This window comes from Pantoea nemavictus (assembly GCF_037479095.1).
In the GTDB taxonomy this organism is placed as follows: Bacteria; Pseudomonadota; Gammaproteobacteria; order Enterobacterales; family Enterobacteriaceae; genus Pantoea; species Pantoea nemavictus.
Window position 1 is genome coordinate 3,456,154 of the sequence record NZ_JBBGZW010000001.1, and the last position, 14,927, is coordinate 3,471,080.

Annotated in this window: 10 protein-coding genes; 7 read left to right on the plus strand and 3 right to left on the minus strand. The window is 57.5% G+C overall.

The annotated features are described in order from the left end of the window. Positions 1-70: 70 nt before the first annotated feature. Positions 71-1,000: a D-alanyl-D-alanine endopeptidase gene (pbpG, locus tag WH298_RS15875; RefSeq protein ID WP_007887852.1), complete on the plus strand. Its 930-nt coding sequence runs from the start codon at positions 71-73 to the stop codon at positions 998-1,000. A gap of 165 nt (positions 1,001-1,165) precedes the next feature. Next, positions 1,166-3,610, plus strand: a complete 2,445-nt coding sequence (locus WH298_RS15880) for a DUF3772 domain-containing protein (protein ID WP_180823291.1) — start codon at positions 1,166-1,168, stop codon at positions 3,608-3,610. An 89-nt stretch (positions 3,611-3,699) separates the two neighbouring features. On the opposite strand, the gene dld is transcribed toward WH298_RS15880, so the two are convergent. Continuing rightward, complete coding sequence (gene dld, locus WH298_RS15885; RefSeq protein ID WP_007887849.1) at positions 3,700-5,409, minus strand: D-lactate dehydrogenase; 1,710 nt, start codon at positions 5,407-5,409, stop codon at positions 3,700-3,702. A gap of 155 nt (positions 5,410-5,564) precedes the next feature. Here dld and bglX point away from each other — a divergent pair, with 155 nt between their 5' ends. Then, positions 5,565-7,862 (plus strand): beta-glucosidase BglX, encoded by a 2,298-nt coding sequence (gene bglX, locus WH298_RS15890; RefSeq protein WP_180823292.1) that lies wholly within the window; start codon positions 5,565-5,567, stop codon positions 7,860-7,862. Between the two features lie 145 nt (positions 7,863-8,007). Further along, the gene (locus WH298_RS15895) at positions 8,008-8,877 is read left to right on the plus strand and encodes an oxygenase MpaB family protein (RefSeq protein WP_180823293.1); all 870 of its coding nucleotides are present in this window, start codon (positions 8,008-8,010) and stop codon (positions 8,875-8,877) included. On the opposite strand, the gene WH298_RS15900 is transcribed toward WH298_RS15895, so the two are convergent. Then, on the minus strand, positions 8,869-9,165 hold the full coding sequence (locus WH298_RS15900) for a hypothetical protein (RefSeq protein ID WP_180823294.1): 297 nt from the start codon (positions 9,163-9,165) through the stop codon (positions 8,869-8,871). The genes WH298_RS15895 and WH298_RS15900 overlap by 9 nt on opposite strands. A gap of 225 nt (positions 9,166-9,390) precedes the next feature. Between WH298_RS15900 and WH298_RS15905 the strand changes: the two genes are divergently transcribed. The 3 genes from WH298_RS15905 (at position 9,391) to idi (ending at position 13,324) form a co-directional block, all read left to right on the plus strand. After that, positions 9,391-10,503, plus strand: a complete 1,113-nt coding sequence (locus WH298_RS15905) for a suppressor of fused domain protein (protein WP_049850951.1) — start codon at positions 9,391-9,393, stop codon at positions 10,501-10,503. Between the two features lie 152 nt (positions 10,504-10,655). Then, on the plus strand, positions 10,656-12,551 hold the full coding sequence (locus WH298_RS15910; protein ID WP_180823295.1) for a methyl-accepting chemotaxis protein: 1,896 nt from the start codon (positions 10,656-10,658) through the stop codon (positions 12,549-12,551). 239 nt (positions 12,552-12,790) lie between these two features. Then, complete coding sequence (gene idi, locus WH298_RS15915; RefSeq protein ID WP_007887840.1) at positions 12,791-13,324, plus strand: isopentenyl-diphosphate Delta-isomerase; 534 nt, start codon at positions 12,791-12,793, stop codon at positions 13,322-13,324. Between the two features lie 73 nt (positions 13,325-13,397). Here the strand turns inward: idi and WH298_RS15920 are convergent, their stop codons facing one another. Next, the gene (locus WH298_RS15920; protein WP_180823296.1) at positions 13,398-14,864 is read right to left on the minus strand and encodes an MFS transporter; all 1,467 of its coding nucleotides are present in this window, start codon (positions 14,862-14,864) and stop codon (positions 13,398-13,400) included. Between the last annotated feature and the right edge of the window lie 63 nt (positions 14,865-14,927).

Genomic DNA, 14,927 nt, shown 5'->3' on the forward strand with positions numbered 1-14,927 from the left:
CGTCTGGTTTGTTGCGGGCGGCCTGTGTCTTAACACAGCGCAAAACTCCTTACCGGATTTTTTTGACACGATGTCTGCAAAAATGCGTATTTCCCTGCTGTCGCTGGCGCTGTTTGTCGCCGCGCCGGCTGCTGTGACGCCCGCGCTCGCTGCGCCGGCGGCGCTCTCAAACCTGGCGCCGATTGCCCAACCGCAAATCGCCTCCGGCAGTGCCATGATTGTCGATCTGGAAAACAACAAAGTCCTGTTTTCCAGCCATCCTAACCGCGTACGCCCGATTGCTTCACTTACCAAGGTGATGACGGCGATGGTGGTACTGGATGCCAAATTGCCGATGGATGAGATGCTGTCGGTGGATATCAGCCATACCGCTGAAATGCGCGGCGTATTCTCCCGCGTCAAACTGAATAGCGAAATCAGTCGCCGCAATATGCTGCTGCTGGCGCTGATGTCATCGGAAAACCGTGCGGCTGCCAGCCTGGCGCACCACTATCCCGGCGGTTACGATGCGTTTATCCGCGCAATGAACGCCAAAGCGCGTGCGCTGGGCATGACGCACACGCGTTATGTGGAGCCAACCGGTTTGTCGATTCAGAACGTTTCCAGTGCGGAAGATCTGGTTAAGCTGGTGAAAGCCACGCGCCAGTACCCGCTGATTGGCGAGTTGAGTACCACCAAAGAGGACACCGCGGTATTTAAGCATCCGAACTACGCGCTGCCGTTCCGCAACACCAACCATCTGGTGTACAAAAACGACTGGCGTATTCAGCTCACCAAAACCGGTTATACCGATGAAGCCGGGCACTGTCTGGTAATGCGCACGGTGATCAACAACCGTCCGGTGGCGCTGGTGGTACTGGATGCTTTTGGTAAATACACCCATTTTGCCGATGCTAATCGCCTGCGCGACTGGCTGGAAACCGGCAAAGCGGCACCGGTTCCGGCCGCTGCGCTGGCGTACAAAAAGCAGAAGTCGGGCCTCACCGCCAATAACGAATAATTCTCCCGCAGGTGCTTTCGGGCACCTGCAAAAACGCTTATCGTTAGCGCCAATGTTTTACACCTTCATTCCTATAGTTTCAGTGTCGGCAACGTCTTAAACTAGCCGCCATTCACCTGCACACGTGCGTTTATCGGCTGTTATTACGCTGGAATCTTATTAAACATGTTCAAGTTCCGTTCCTTACTTACGCCATTTTTACTGCTGCTGGTGCTGTTAACCCCGGCACTGAGTTTTGCCGACGACAGCGCGGCAGCCGATCAGCAAGAGGACGCTGCGCCCAAAGTTAACGCGTCGGTCGAGCTGCCTAAGATGCAGAAAATACTCGACAAAATTAAAGGTCAGGTCTCGGGCGATACCAATGAGAGCCAGCTTAACCAGCTGAACGAGATGGCGCTGGAGCTTTCCGGCAATGCCGAAACGCTGGGGCAGGCGTTAATCCCGCAGCGCCAGCAACTGGATGCCCAGCTGGCGGTGCTCGGCCCGGCGCCCAAAGCCGATAGCGGCGTGAAAGAGACGCCGGAAGTGACGCGCAAACGTGCGGCGCTGGAGAACCAAAAAGGCAAGCTGGACGATCAAATCAAGCAGGCCGACGGCATCAAAAACGGGGCGCTGGTGCTGTCATCGCAGATCGTTAACCTGCGTCGTGACCAGCTAAAAAGCCAGCTGGCGCTCAACTCCGGTAGTATCTTCGGCCCGCGCTTCTGGGCGCCGGTATTTAGCAGCCAGGATCTCGACGGCGAGAAGATCAGCGACTTTCGTGATGAATTGCAAGACACCGCGGCGCTGTCGTGGGAGTCGGGCTGGCGCTTTGGCACCATCGCCTGGCTGGTAGCAGCGATGCTGGTGATGACGATCGGCCGTCGCTACGGCGAAGAGTTTCTGGCGTGGGTGAGTATTAACAAAATGCCGGAAGGGCGTTTACGTCGTAGCTTCCTGGCCGCCACCATCGCCCTGACCACGCTTGCGGCAGTGGTGTTGACCTTCCACTTCCTTGCGCAGGCCTTTACGCGCCGCGATGAAGTCTCCGGCGACGTGCAGGATTTTGTCGACCGTTTGGTGCAGCTCAGCGTCTACTGCGGACTGATTGCTGGCTTAGGTCGGGCCTTTTTGTCAACGCGTCGACCAAGCTGGCGTTTGCCCGCCATCTCCAATGAAGTGGCGCAGGCGCTGAAGCCGTTCCCGCCCTTTACCGCGGCGCTGGTGTTTGTGTTCCAGACGGTTGAAGCCTTTAACTACAGCGTCGGCACCAGCCTGAATACCACTATTTTTGCCAACGGCCTGACCGCGCTGCTGATTGGCTGCACCGGCCTCGCCATCAGCATGCGCGTGAACCGTGTACGTCGCCGCATGGTGCAGGAAGGCCATCAGCCAGAAGCGCGCTCGACGATTGTGGGTCTGGTGCAGCTGGCGCTGATGCTTACCGCGCTGGCCATTTTGATCTCGCTGATCATCGGTTATGTCACGCTGGCACGCTTCCTCAGCTATGAGGTGATTTGGTGCGGCATTCTGTTTGGCTCGTTCTACTTCCTCAGCCATCTGGTGCAGGATGGCTGTGAAAGCCTGTTCTCCACCAGCAATGCCACCGGCAAGCGCCTGCAAAGCTCACTGAATATTGATGAGCGCCATTTGCAGCAGGCGGCGACGCTGCTGAGCGCGCTGGGTAAAACCTTGCTGATTGCTATTCTGGCGTTGGCACTGCTCAACGGTACCTTCGCCTCCTCAACGCCGATTGAGCTGATTCAGAAGGTGATTGAATTCTGGGGCGGCAAAGGACTGGAGTCACTGAACATTGTGCCGGCGCACATGGTCAATGCGATTCTGTGTCTGGTGGTGGGGATTTACGTGCTGCGTTCGGTGCGTCGCTGGCTGGACAAAGATTTCCTGCCGAAAACCACCATGGACGTCGGCATGCGTGTGTCGCTGGTGACGTTGTTCAGCAACATTGGTTACGTGCTGGTAATTCTGCTGACGCTGTCGATCATGGGCCTGCAGTGGAACAAACTGGCGTGGATTGTCAGCGCCTTATCGGTCGGTATCGGTTTCGGCTTGCAGGAGATTGTGAAGAACTTCATCTCCGGCTTGATTCTGCTGACCGAGCGTCCGGTAAAGGTGGGCGATCTGGTGAGCATCAGCGGTATCGAAGGCGACATTCGCCGCATAAACGTACGCGCTACCGAGATTCAGCTGGGCGACAAATCCACGGTGATTGTGCCGAACTCGCAATTTATCTCGCAGAATGTGCGTAACGCCACCATGGGTAATGCGCAGGGCGTGGTGACCATTCAGCTGACCTTCCCGCTGGATATCGATCCGGTAAAAGTGCGTGAAATTCTGCTGGAGGTTTATCAGGAGAACGAGCGCATTCTGGAGACGCCAGAGCCGTCGGTGTCGTTCAAAGATCTGACGCCAGCGGGTATCGTGCTGAGCGTCACCGGCAACGTCGCCGGTCAGCGTCAGATTTCCGGTGCCAAGAGTGATTTGCTGTTCGATATTCTGACGCGTCTGCGCAAAGAGGGCATTATGCTGTCAACGCCGCAGACCATGATTATTGAACGCCGCGCCCTGGCGGCGGCTGCGCAAGAGCAGCAGGGCGATTCACTGCCGTAATTCCGGCGCTCTATATGAACAGGTCGGCATGAATGCCGACCCTACATGTAAGGTGGCCATTCATGGTCACCTTTTCAACAACCGCACCCTCAAACCTTTACCGCCCAGCCCTTCTGCTTACTGGTTTTACCGATTCCCGGATTGAAACTATTGGTGGGATCCAACTGCTGATAAAACGCCTGCAGCTGCGGTTTCGCCTGATAAAGATGACCAACGTTATGCTCTGCCGGATACTCGGCACCGCGTGCGGCCAAAATCGCCAGCATCTTCTCCTTCAGCGCATGCGCATCCACGCCTTTCTTCACGATGTAATCCTGATGGAACACGTGACAGAAGAAGTGGCCGTAATAGAGGCGATGGCTTAAGTCCTTATCGAACTCGGCCGGCAGACGCTCAAACCACTCCTCATCATTACGGCGTAGCGCAATATCCAGCGCCAGAATATCTTCCACTTCGTCAGCATGCACCGCGTGATAGCGCACGGCAGCACCGGCAGCGGCAAAGCGATGCAGAAACGCGTGCGCTCCCTCCTGGGCGTCGCAGGCAAAGAAGGCGCCGCCACCTTCGCGGAAGTATTCAGTCAGATACGCCTGCGCTTCGGCGACGCCGTCACCGGACATCTTCAGCATCAGGTGATGCTCATATTTATCGCGATACTGCTTAAGACGTTTGGGCAGATGCGCCGGTAACCAGCCGCTGACGCGCTGCAACAGGCGATCGGTAAGATGCGGTTTCACCCAGCTCAGTTTGCTCAGCCAGGCATCAACGCGTCCTTTCAGAGTGAAAAACAGCGGCATTTTGTCGGTGCCGAGTTTATCGATCATCACAAAGGTATCTTTACCGTACACTTCGGCGATGTCGAAAATGTCGCGATGCATATATTCGCCCGCCACCGGCAGATGCTTGAATTCCGCCAGAATATGACGGCGAATATCGCCCAGCTCTGCCGGATTGTTGGTGCCGATATAGAACACCTGCTGCTGGGGTTCGGTGGGGAAGGTATCCAGACGTACGGCGAACACCGCCAGCTTGCCGGCGCAGCCAGACGCTTCAAACAGGCGACGTTCATCGGCGTTGAAGCGTGCCGGAGTATCGGCATTGATCTCACGCACGCGCTCGGCGTATTCATGATCGGAGGCGTGGCGCTCATCCCAGCGTACATCGTTTTGCTGCCAGCGATCGTCATCCAGCCGGCCCAGCATCTCTTCCGGCGAATGACCGAGATCGATACCGAGGTGATTCACCAGCTTGAGTTTGCCGCTGGCATCAATTTGTGCAAACAGCGCCATTTCGCTATAGGCCGGCCCACGTTTGATTAGCGATCCACCCGAGTTATTACAGATGCCGCCCATTACCGAGGCGCCAATACAGGAAGAACCGATCACCGAATGGGGCTCGCGACCTAGCGGTTTGAGCGCTTTTTCCAGCTGATACAGCGTGCTGCCGGGGAAGGCAAGGATCTGCTTGCCGCCATCAATCAGCTGCAACTTATCCAGCCGCAGGGTGCTGATGATCACCACCGGACGATCGTAATCGTTGCCGTTTGGCGTGGAACCTTCCGTCAGACCGGTATTGGCGGCCTGCATCAAAATGATCGCATCCGCGCTCACCAGCGCTTGCAACGCACGCCATAGCTCCAGCAGCGAGCCGGGGAAAATCACCGCCAGCGCCTCGCCTTCACCCGAGCGAAAACCTTTGCGGTAGCGTGCGGTCTGTTCCGCATCGGTTAACAGGTTCGACGAACCCAGCAGACGACGCAGTTCGGCGAGCAGAGTAGGGTGCGAAGTGTTGTTATTCATTGGCCTATCCTTGTCTTTAACATGGCGCTTCAACTGTAGCACGCGTCAGCGGCAGGGTCGCGGTGTGACATTGGCGGCTACCTGCTATCCTCATCTTGTGGCAAACTGCCCCGGTTATTTCGATATTGCGCAGTCACTTAAGAGAACCCGACCTGATGAAATGGATTTACTCTGTTAGCCTCGCTGTCTCCTTAGCCATGCAGCCCGCTTTCGCGGACGACCTGTTTGGCCCACATCCAATGACCGAACAGGCGCGTGACGCCTTTGTGAATCAGCTGCTCAGCAAAATGACCCTTGATGAAAAAATCGGGCAGATGCGTTTGATCAGCGTAGGGCCGGATACGCCGAAATCGGCGGTTCGCGACATGATTCAGCACGGTCAGGTTGGGGCGATCTTTAACACCGTGACGCGCCAGGATATTCGCGCCATGCAGGATCAGGTGATGGAACTCAGCCGCCTGAAAATCCCGCTGTTTTTTGCCTACGACGTAGTACACGGTCAGCGCACTATCTTCCCGATTCCGCTCGGCCTGGCGGCCAGCTGGGATCTTGATGCTATCGCGCAGGTGGGCCGCGTATCGGCCTATGAAGCGGCGGATGACGGTTTAAACATGACGTGGGCACCGATGGTCGATGTGTCACGTGAACCGCGCTGGGGCCGTTTCTCTGAAGGCTTTGGCGAAGACACGTTCCTGACCTCGCAAATGGGCAGCACCATGGTGAAAGCCATGCAGGGTAAAAGCGCGGCGGATCGTTTCTCAATCATGACCAGCGTGAAACACTTCGCGGCATACGGTGCGGTCGAGGGTGGACGCGATTACAACACCGTCGACATGAGCCCGCAGCGGCTGTTCCAGGATTATCTGCCACCGTATAAAGCCTCGCTTGATGCCGGCAGCGGCGGCGTGATGGTGGCGCTCAACTCGCTGAATGGTACACCGGCCACGGCGGATGGCTGGCTGCTGAAAGAGGTGCTGCGCGGCGACTGGAAGTTCAAAGGCATCACCATCAGCGATCACGGCGCGATTAAAGAGCTGCTGAAACACGGCGTGGCCAGCGATCCGCAGGATGCGGTGCGCATTGCGGTGAAATCGGGCGTCGACATGAGCATGAGCGACGAGTACTACAGCAAATATCTGCCGGGGCTGGTGAAAAGCGGCGCGGTAAGCATGGCGGAAGTCGATGATGCCGCGCGCCATGTGCTGAACGTCAAATATGACATGGGCCTGTTCAACGATCCCTACAGCCATTTAGGGCCGAAAGAGAGCGATCCGCAGGACACCAACGCGGAAAGCCGACTGCACCGTGCCGAAGCGCGCGACGTGGCGCGCAAAAGCATCGTCCTGCTGAAAAACTGGCATGAAACGCTGCCGCTGAAGAAAGACGCCACCGTGGCGCTGGTCGGGCCGCTGGCCGATAGCCAGCGCGACATTATGGGCAGCTGGTCTGCGGCAGGCGTGGCGAAACAATCTATTCCGCTGCTGCAAGGCGTGCGCAGCGCGATGGCGGGTAAAGGCACGGTGCTGTATGCCAAAGGCGCCAACATCAGTGATAACAAGGGCGTTCAGGACTTCCTTAATCTGTATGAGCAAGCGGTAAGCGTGGATAAACGTTCGCCGCAGGAGCTGATTGATGAAGCGGTGGCGCAGGCGAAAAAAGCCGACGTGGTGGTTGCCGCAGTGGGTGAAGCGCAGGGCATGGCGCATGAAGCTTCCAGCCGCAGTGAACTGTCGATTCCGCAAAGTCAGCAGAAGCTGCTGGACGCGCTGAAGGCCACCGGCAAACCGTTGGTGATCGTGCTGATGAATGGCCGTCCGCTGACGGTGGTGAAGGAAGATCAGCAGGCCGATGCGATGCTGGAAACCTGGTTCAGCGGCACCGAGGGCGGTAATGCCATCGCCGATGTGCTGTTTGGTGATTACAATCCATCGGGCAAACTGCCGGTCTCCTTCCCGCGTTCAGTTGGCCAGATTCCGATTTATTACAACCATCTGCCAACCGGTCGTCCGTACAACTTCGCCAAACCGAACAAGTACACTTCACACTACTATGATGCGATCAACGGCCCGCTCTATCCGTTTGGTTACGGCCTGAGCTACACCACGTTCAGCGTTTCGCCGGTGAAGATGTCATCACGCACCATGCCGCGTAACGGTTCGGTGGATGCATCGGTGACCGTGACCAATACTGGTAAGCGCGACGGGGCTACCGTGGTGCAGCTGTATCTCAACGATCCGGTCGCCAGCATTAGCCGTCCGGTGCAGGAGCTGCGCGGCTTCCAGCGCATCATGCTGAAAGCCGGCGAATCGCAGACGGTGAAGTTTAAGATCGATGTGGATGCGCTGAAGTTCTGGAACCAGAAGATGCAGCAGGTGGCTGAGCCAGGCAAAATCAACGTGATGATTGGTCTGGATTCCGTGCGTACCCAGGATGCGCAGTTTGATTATTTATAGTCGCTGATGCCCTCACCCTAACCCTCTCCCGCAAGCGGGAGAGGGAACCTATGGGTGCGGCGTTTTCAATCCGAGCACAATCCTCTCCCTCGCCCGCTTGCGGGAGAGGGCCGGGGTGAGGGCCTAACCGCACAAATCGAAACCCATGAACATCCGCGAACGTATCCAACAGCAAGTCTTCCGCCTCAACGGCCTGTCACTCAATGAATTTGATATCTCGCAACCGCCCGGCGATCCTGGCTTGTTTGGTCCGGATCACGTTATCTGGCGCGTGCACGGCGATTTCACGGCGATGCTGTGCGGCGGTATCAGCGCCTTAATGTTGCAGATGCTGCATCCGGCAGCGCTGGCCGGCGTGTGGGATCACTCCAACTTCCGTCAGGACATGATGGGCCGCCTGCGGCGTACCAGCCAGTTTATCGCCGTCACCACCTTCGGCAATACCGTGGATGCCAATATTCTGATTGAGCGCGTCAAACGTATTCACCTGCGCGTTACCGGCATCGACAACGCCGGCAAGCCTTATGTCGCCAGCGATCCGCATCTGCTGACCTGGGTGCACGTTGCCGAGACCAGCCGCTTTCTGGCGGCGCATCTACGCTACAAAAATCCGCAGCTCAGCCGGGAAGATCAGGATCGCTATTATCAGGAAGCGGCGCTGATTGCCGAAGCGCTCGGCGCGCAGCAGGTGCCGAAAAGCGTACCGGCGGTTGAGGACTATTTACAGAGAATGCGCCCTGAGCTGATCTGCGATGAGCGCACGCTGGAAGTGATGCAGCTATTAATCAATGCGCCTGCGCCAAGTTGGCAGGCAAAGCCAGCCATGCGGGTGATGCTGAAAGCGGGAATGGGGTTGCTGCCAACCTGGGCGCAACAGCAGATCCAGCAGCCGATTGGGCCGGTCAATCAGTGGCGGGTGGACCGGGAAATTGCGGTGCTTGCCGGGCTGCTGCGCTGGTCAATTCAGCGCGGCGCCTACACGCGCGCCATGCAGCGCATGGGCCGTTCAGGGTAGATTAAGCTCGTCCTGCTTTTTGGTATAAGTGCGTGGGGTGCGCGCTTCGCGCTGCAGCGCCAGCCGACATTGCTGATGATGATGGATCAACATACCAAGCCCGACGCCAATTAGCGCCAGCGGTAATAAACTGAAGTAAATATCCGTGGGCAACAACACCAGCAGTGCGGCGCCCGCCAGCATGATGCTCAGCGACGACATTACCCACGTATAGCGTATAAACAGCCACACTAACATCGCGCAGATAACCACGTCGCGCAGGTTCAAATCGAGGTTTTGCAGCACCATATCGGCAGCTCCGCACAGAGGAATGCGCCGACGATACCATGCGTGACGGCAAAAGAATCGCGAAATAATTTGAAGCGTGTCAGCGCGTTATGCTGGCACTGATCCGCCGTTTTCATTTACGCCTGCACGCACTTTGAGAGTTTTACCCTTGTGTCACATGGCACGAGTGCCGATCCTGCTCTATTCTCGGGGAAAATGGATTCCTCCAGGTAATATCGAGGCGTTATGACCCACCAACCTCTGATTGCTGAGGTGCCGAATCAGCAACACACACTAACCGCTATCGTCGAACAGGACGCGCGTACGGCCTATTTTTATATCTGGCCGAACGACCTGTTTCGCAGCCAATATGCGGTGCGCGGCTGCTGGCTGCGCAATCTGTTGCCTGCGCCGGCGCAGGAAGATCGTGAAGCGATGGAGCAGGGCATAGCGCCGCTGCTGAGTGCGGAGTACTGCCGTACGCTGGAAGCTGAGCCAATGCTCGATCCGGCCGGATTACAGGTGCTGTGGGAGCCAAGCGATGACGGTGCGGCATTATGGTATTACGGTCAGCTGCTGGCGGTGATCCCCGGCTGGAGCCTGTATCAGGACAAGCAGGTGAGTTTCTCTGCCGCCTGTATCAAAGAAAATCGCCTGACCGCACCGCTTGGATCGGCTTCGACCAACGACTATTACGCGCGTGCCGAACAGCAGCGTCATTTCTGGCGCGACTGGCACGACGGGCATCTGTGGGATGTGGTGCAGCGCGAGCTGATGCAGTGTTATCAGGCGCAGTTTGGCGAATCGGTCAAGTATTACTCCATCGATCAAGGCAACTGGCCGCCGATGGCGATTTCGCAGCATTTACATAACGGCGTTTGGGTTTTTCTCACTCTCGGTATGGGGATTCGCCCAATGCCGCAGGTGGATCACCTGTTTGATGAGCTGGCGCCGCAGTATCGCCGCGTTGAACTGGCGATGGCCGTAGACGGAGAAGTGATGACCGAAGCCAATGCGGTGCAGATGGCGAGCGCGCTGGCAGAGTTTGCGCATCTGCCGTGGGCGCGGCTGACGTGGATTGGCGAAGGCCATACGCTGGCATCAGAAGTGGCGCCGGTGGGTTTCGAAAGCTTCCTGCTGGCCAATGATTTGGCGCCGGAAGCCGCGCAGTTTCGCCTGCCGAAACGCGATGGTGACCGGGTGAATTTGCTGTGGTCAACGCCGATAACCGAAGCCGAACGTCAGTTCGCACAAGCCGACGATCGCGGTGGCCAGCAGTTGCTGCAGCGTTTGCTGGCGGACGGGAATAATCATATTTTCCGCCCGCGTCAGGAAGTGGTGGAGCCGCCCGCACCCTAAACCCGGTCGGCATTAATGCCGACCCTACGATTTTAAATTATCACTCAAATCAACTATTTCACTGCTTTGTGATCGCGCTCACCTCAAGATCCCCATTAACACGCCGTTAACCTCGATCAGGCAACTCGCCAACCAGGGTAAGGGCACACATAATGTTCAAAACAACACAATCCCGTTTCACCGCGACGCTGGTCGCCTTTTTTGTCGGGCTAATGCTGATTACCGTGCTGGTGATCAATCAGTTTATCGCCCCGCAGCTCTCTCATAATGAAAGCCGCCTGGTGCGCTACGAAGTGGACGGCCTGGCCGGACGCATCATCGAGCAGATGAACCGTGTGCAGGCGCAGCAGCGTGCTATCACCGAAGCGGCTGGCGTGATGGACAGCGCGACCATCGATACCTTGCTGCCCGCCTTAGTCAACCAATATCAGGACAGCAATGTGTTCGGCGGTGGCATCTGGCCATTACCGAATCGTCGCGATCCGGCGAAAGAGAAAAACAGCTCGTTCTTTGCGCGTAACGCCAGCAATCAGCTGCAGGTCAACACCTACTGGAACTCAGACGCCGCCGACAAATACTGGGAGCAGTCCTGGTACAAAGATGGCCTGGCCGCCGCTAAAGGTCAGTGCGCCTGGGCGAAAGCCTATCAGGATGCCGCCAGCCCGCAGCCGCGTACTAACTGCGCCATGGCGATTTATCGCGACGGCACCGCGTGGGGCGTCGCGACGATCGATGTGACGCTGGGCTTCTTCAACCAGCTGGCAAAACAGATGGGCGAGGCGATTCAGGGCCGCGTACTGATCGTTGAAGCCGATGGCAAAGTGGTCGGCAACGCCGCGCTGGTGGAGGGTGCGCCGAAGCTGGAGAATCTTGCGGATACGCAATTGCCGATGGCCGCCGCGTTGAAAGGCTTGTTAGCGCAGGCGGGCAGCCAGCCGACACAAACCACCTTTGCAGGGGAAGATGGTGAACACACGCTGTTCCTGCAGGCGATAGCCGGCAGCCCGTGGTATCTCGCCAGTGATGTGCCCTCCAGTTTGCTGGATGCGCAGACGCATAGCATGTTGACGCGTCTGGGTCTGGTGCAGATCCCGCTGGCGGTGATCCTGCTGCTGGTGCTGCTCGGTTTCGTGCGGGCGATGATGAAACGCCTGGCGTTGCTGCATCGCAACATCGAAGCCTTGTCGACCGGCGGTGCCGATCTGACGCAGCGTCTGCCTGCCAGCAATAGCCCGGAATTCAACGCCGTGGCGCAGAGCTTTAACCAGTTCATTGCTTATCTGCAGGGGCTGATGCGCCAGGTGGGCGACAGCGCGCTGGCGATCACCTCCGCTTCGCGTGAAATCGCCAGCGGCAACGCCGATCTCTCAGCGCGCACGGAGTCGCAGGCCAGTTCGATCGTGGAGACCGCTGCGTCGATGGAAGAGCTGACCGGCACCGTACGGCAGAACGCCGATAACGCCACGCACGCCAATCAGCTGGCCGACGGCGCTTCACAAGTCGCCGCGCGCGGTACCGAAGTGGTGCGTCAGGTGGTGAGCACCATGGGGGCGATTAACCAATCGTCGCGTAAAGTGGTGGATATCATTAGCGTCATCGACAGCATCGCTTTCCAGACCAATATCCTGGCGCTCAATGCGGCGGTAGAAGCCGCACGAGCCGGTGAGCAGGGCCGCGGATTTGCCGTGGTGGCCTCGGAAGTGCGCAATCTGGCGCAACGTTCGGCTAACTCGGCGCGTGAAATCAAAAAGCTGATTGAGGAGTCGGTAGCGAATATCGATACCGGCAGCCAACTGGTGGAGCAGGCCGGGCAAACCATGGATGAGCTGATGCAGGGCGTCAGCAGCGTCACCACGCTGATGAGTGAAATCATGTCGGCGAGCCGCGAGCAGAGCATGGGTATCGATCAGGTCAACGTGGCGATTACTCAGCTGGATGGCAGCACCCAGCAGAACGCCGCGCTGGTTGAGCAGGTCTCTGCCGCCGCGCAAGCGATGGAGCAGCAGAGCGTCCAGCTGGAGCAGGTGGTGCAGAGCTTTAAGTTGTAATCGACTCGGTCGCCATGCATGGCGATGCTACACAATACGGTCGTCATTGATGGCGGCGACCGTATTACACACCGCCCGCATCTCCTCTGTTAACCCCTTTTCCCGCCTTTTTATGCTGAATTGTCCGCAGGCTGCTACGCTTTATGTTGCCCACGTTAACGCACGGAATGTGCGCTATTTCCTCCATTAACGCCGGGGAGGTTGTGTACAATAGCTGCGAATTTTCCGAAGGAGTTGTCATGTCCGCCATTGAAGTTATTCTCGTCGACCACCTCGATCGCCCTATCGGCCAAATGGAAAAGCTGGAAGTGCATGAAAAAGGATTGCTGCATCGTGCGGTAACGGTTTACGTGTTCAATTCGCGCCATGAGGTGCTGCTGCAGCGTCGGGCCAGTGGGAAATATCACTGCGGTGGGTTATGGAGCAACACCTGCTGCAGTCATCCCTATCCGCAAGAGTCGACCCGTGATGCCGCCGAACGCCGTCTGCGTGAAGAGATGGGCATGAAACTTACGCTAACGCCGGTGTTTGAACTCAGCTATAACCTGCCGCTCAGCAACGGTTTAACCGAGCATGAATATGGCCACGTGTTTTTCGCCATCAGCGATGAGCAGCCGGTACTCAATCCGGAAGAGGCTGATGCGTGGTGCTATCGCTCAATTGCTCAAATTCAGCAGGAGATGGCAGAAAACCCCGAGCAGTTTACGCCGTGGTTCCTGCACACCTTCCCGCGCATCCCCAATACGCTCGGCGATTTCCGCCTGACCGCATAATTGCACACTCCGTAGCGGCGCAATAAATTGCGCCGCTACAACACGTGCGCTCGGTGAAGTCAGTGTTTAGGTATCACTGAAAATCTTCCGCATCCACGTCGTAGCCCGACGGCTCCCAGCGAATCGTCAGCAGCGCCAGCAAGCCAATCAGTGGCGCCAGGAAGATCACCCAGAACACGCCAGTACCAAACGCAGCGACCAGCAGGGGGAAGGCAAACAGCGACACGGTTGAACTGCCGCGCATCAGCGTCTGATTGAAGCCAACGCCCACGCCGCGCAGCGAAGCCGGATAGCTCAGCGAAGCAAACGTCATGGTATGCGAGCCGGGACCAAAGCCCTGACCAAACAGGAACAGTGCCAGCATGGCAATCGCCACCGCCGCTTGTTCGCCACCTTCCGGACGACCAATCAACGCTAATCCCAGCAGCGCTACGCACTGACAGGCGTAACCGGCAACCGACATCTTCCACGCACCGAGACGTGGCACCAGCCGCACCGCCAGCAAGCCGCCAACAAACGCAAACAGCAGATTAAGCGCCAGCGACACCAGAATTGTGGTCAGCATCGATTGCGCAAAGAAGCTTGAGATGATCACCGGCAGGCCAAACGCCACCGCGTTATAGGCAAACGATGAGGCGATTGACGTCACGGTGGCCAGAATAGTGCGGCGGCGATAGACGCCCTGCAGCAGCGCACCGTAGTTGCGCCAGCTGGCTTTGCGTACCGCTTTCTGCGGTGTCAGATCGGCATCCTCCGCCACCTGCGCGTTGATGTTGTAGGCGTTGCGCAGAATCTCTGCCGCGCCTTTCAGGTTGCCCTGATTGGCGGCCCAAATCGGCGATTCACTCATGTAGCGGCTGCGAATGGCAATGATCAGCAGCGCGGGCACCGCACCAAACCCCAGAATTAAACGCCACAGCCAATCGGTGTGGGTTTCCGGCAGTACCGCATACAGCAGCAGTACCAGCAGATAGGAGATACTGATCGCCGCGTACCACGTCGGACACCACATCGCCACGCTGGCGGCTTTGTTGCCTTGTCCGCGCAGCTTCGAAAACTCGGCAAGAAACGCCATCGCCACGGGCAAATCGATGCCAACGCCGAGTCCCATTACGAAGCGCGCACCCGCCAATACGTATTCGTTCGGCGCAAAGGCACAGGCTAATGCCGCTACCACGAAGAAGAACATATCGGCCATAAATACCCGATAGCGGCCAATTTTATCGGTGAGATAGCCGCCAATTAAGGCGCCGACAATCGCGCCAAAGGTGATCGCCGAGGCCACCATGCCGGTGCCGGCAGGCGTGAGCTGGAACTCGCGCGTCACGTCTTTAATACCAAAGGCTAATGCGCCGAGATCGTAGGCATCAAGAAACACGCCGCCCAGCGCAATGGCGATGACAATGCGCGCGTTGCTGCGCGATTCGTCGCTGTTATTAACCAAACCGGAAACGTCGGCCGCGCTGCGAATCCATTTGGTCTCACCGGTGGGTGTATTCCCTGCCTGCGCCACGTGCGCCGGAGAAGCTAAATCGGTCATGATGTTTTGTAATTTATTGTAATGAGTGGGACGGTGAGCATAAGCCGCCGCCTCGGCATTAAA

Excerpts from the sequence above, each read along its gene's own strand:
- pbpG (WP_007887852.1), top strand. The coding sequence starts at position 71 with ATGTCTGCAAAAATGCGTATTTCCCTGCTGTCGCTGGCGCTGTTTGTC.
- WH298_RS15880 (WP_180823291.1), top strand. The coding sequence starts at position 1,166 with ATGTTCAAGTTCCGTTCCTTACTTACGCCATTTTTACTGCTGCTGGTG.
- dld (WP_007887849.1), bottom strand. The coding sequence starts at position 5,409 with ATGAATAACAACACTTCGCACCCTACTCTGCTCGCCGAACTGCGTCGT.
- bglX (WP_180823292.1), top strand. The coding sequence starts at position 5,565 with ATGAAATGGATTTACTCTGTTAGCCTCGCTGTCTCCTTAGCCATGCAG.
- WH298_RS15895 (WP_180823293.1), top strand. The coding sequence starts at position 8,008 with ATGAACATCCGCGAACGTATCCAACAGCAAGTCTTCCGCCTCAACGGC.
- WH298_RS15900 (WP_180823294.1), bottom strand. The coding sequence starts at position 9,165 with ATGGTGCTGCAAAACCTCGATTTGAACCTGCGCGACGTGGTTATCTGC.
- WH298_RS15905 (WP_049850951.1), top strand. The coding sequence starts at position 9,391 with ATGACCCACCAACCTCTGATTGCTGAGGTGCCGAATCAGCAACACACA.
- WH298_RS15910 (WP_180823295.1), top strand. The coding sequence starts at position 10,656 with ATGTTCAAAACAACACAATCCCGTTTCACCGCGACGCTGGTCGCCTTT.
- idi (WP_007887840.1), top strand. The coding sequence starts at position 12,791 with ATGTCCGCCATTGAAGTTATTCTCGTCGACCACCTCGATCGCCCTATC.
- WH298_RS15920 (WP_180823296.1), bottom strand. The coding sequence starts at position 14,864 with ATGACCGATTTAGCTTCTCCGGCGCACGTGGCGCAGGCAGGGAATACA.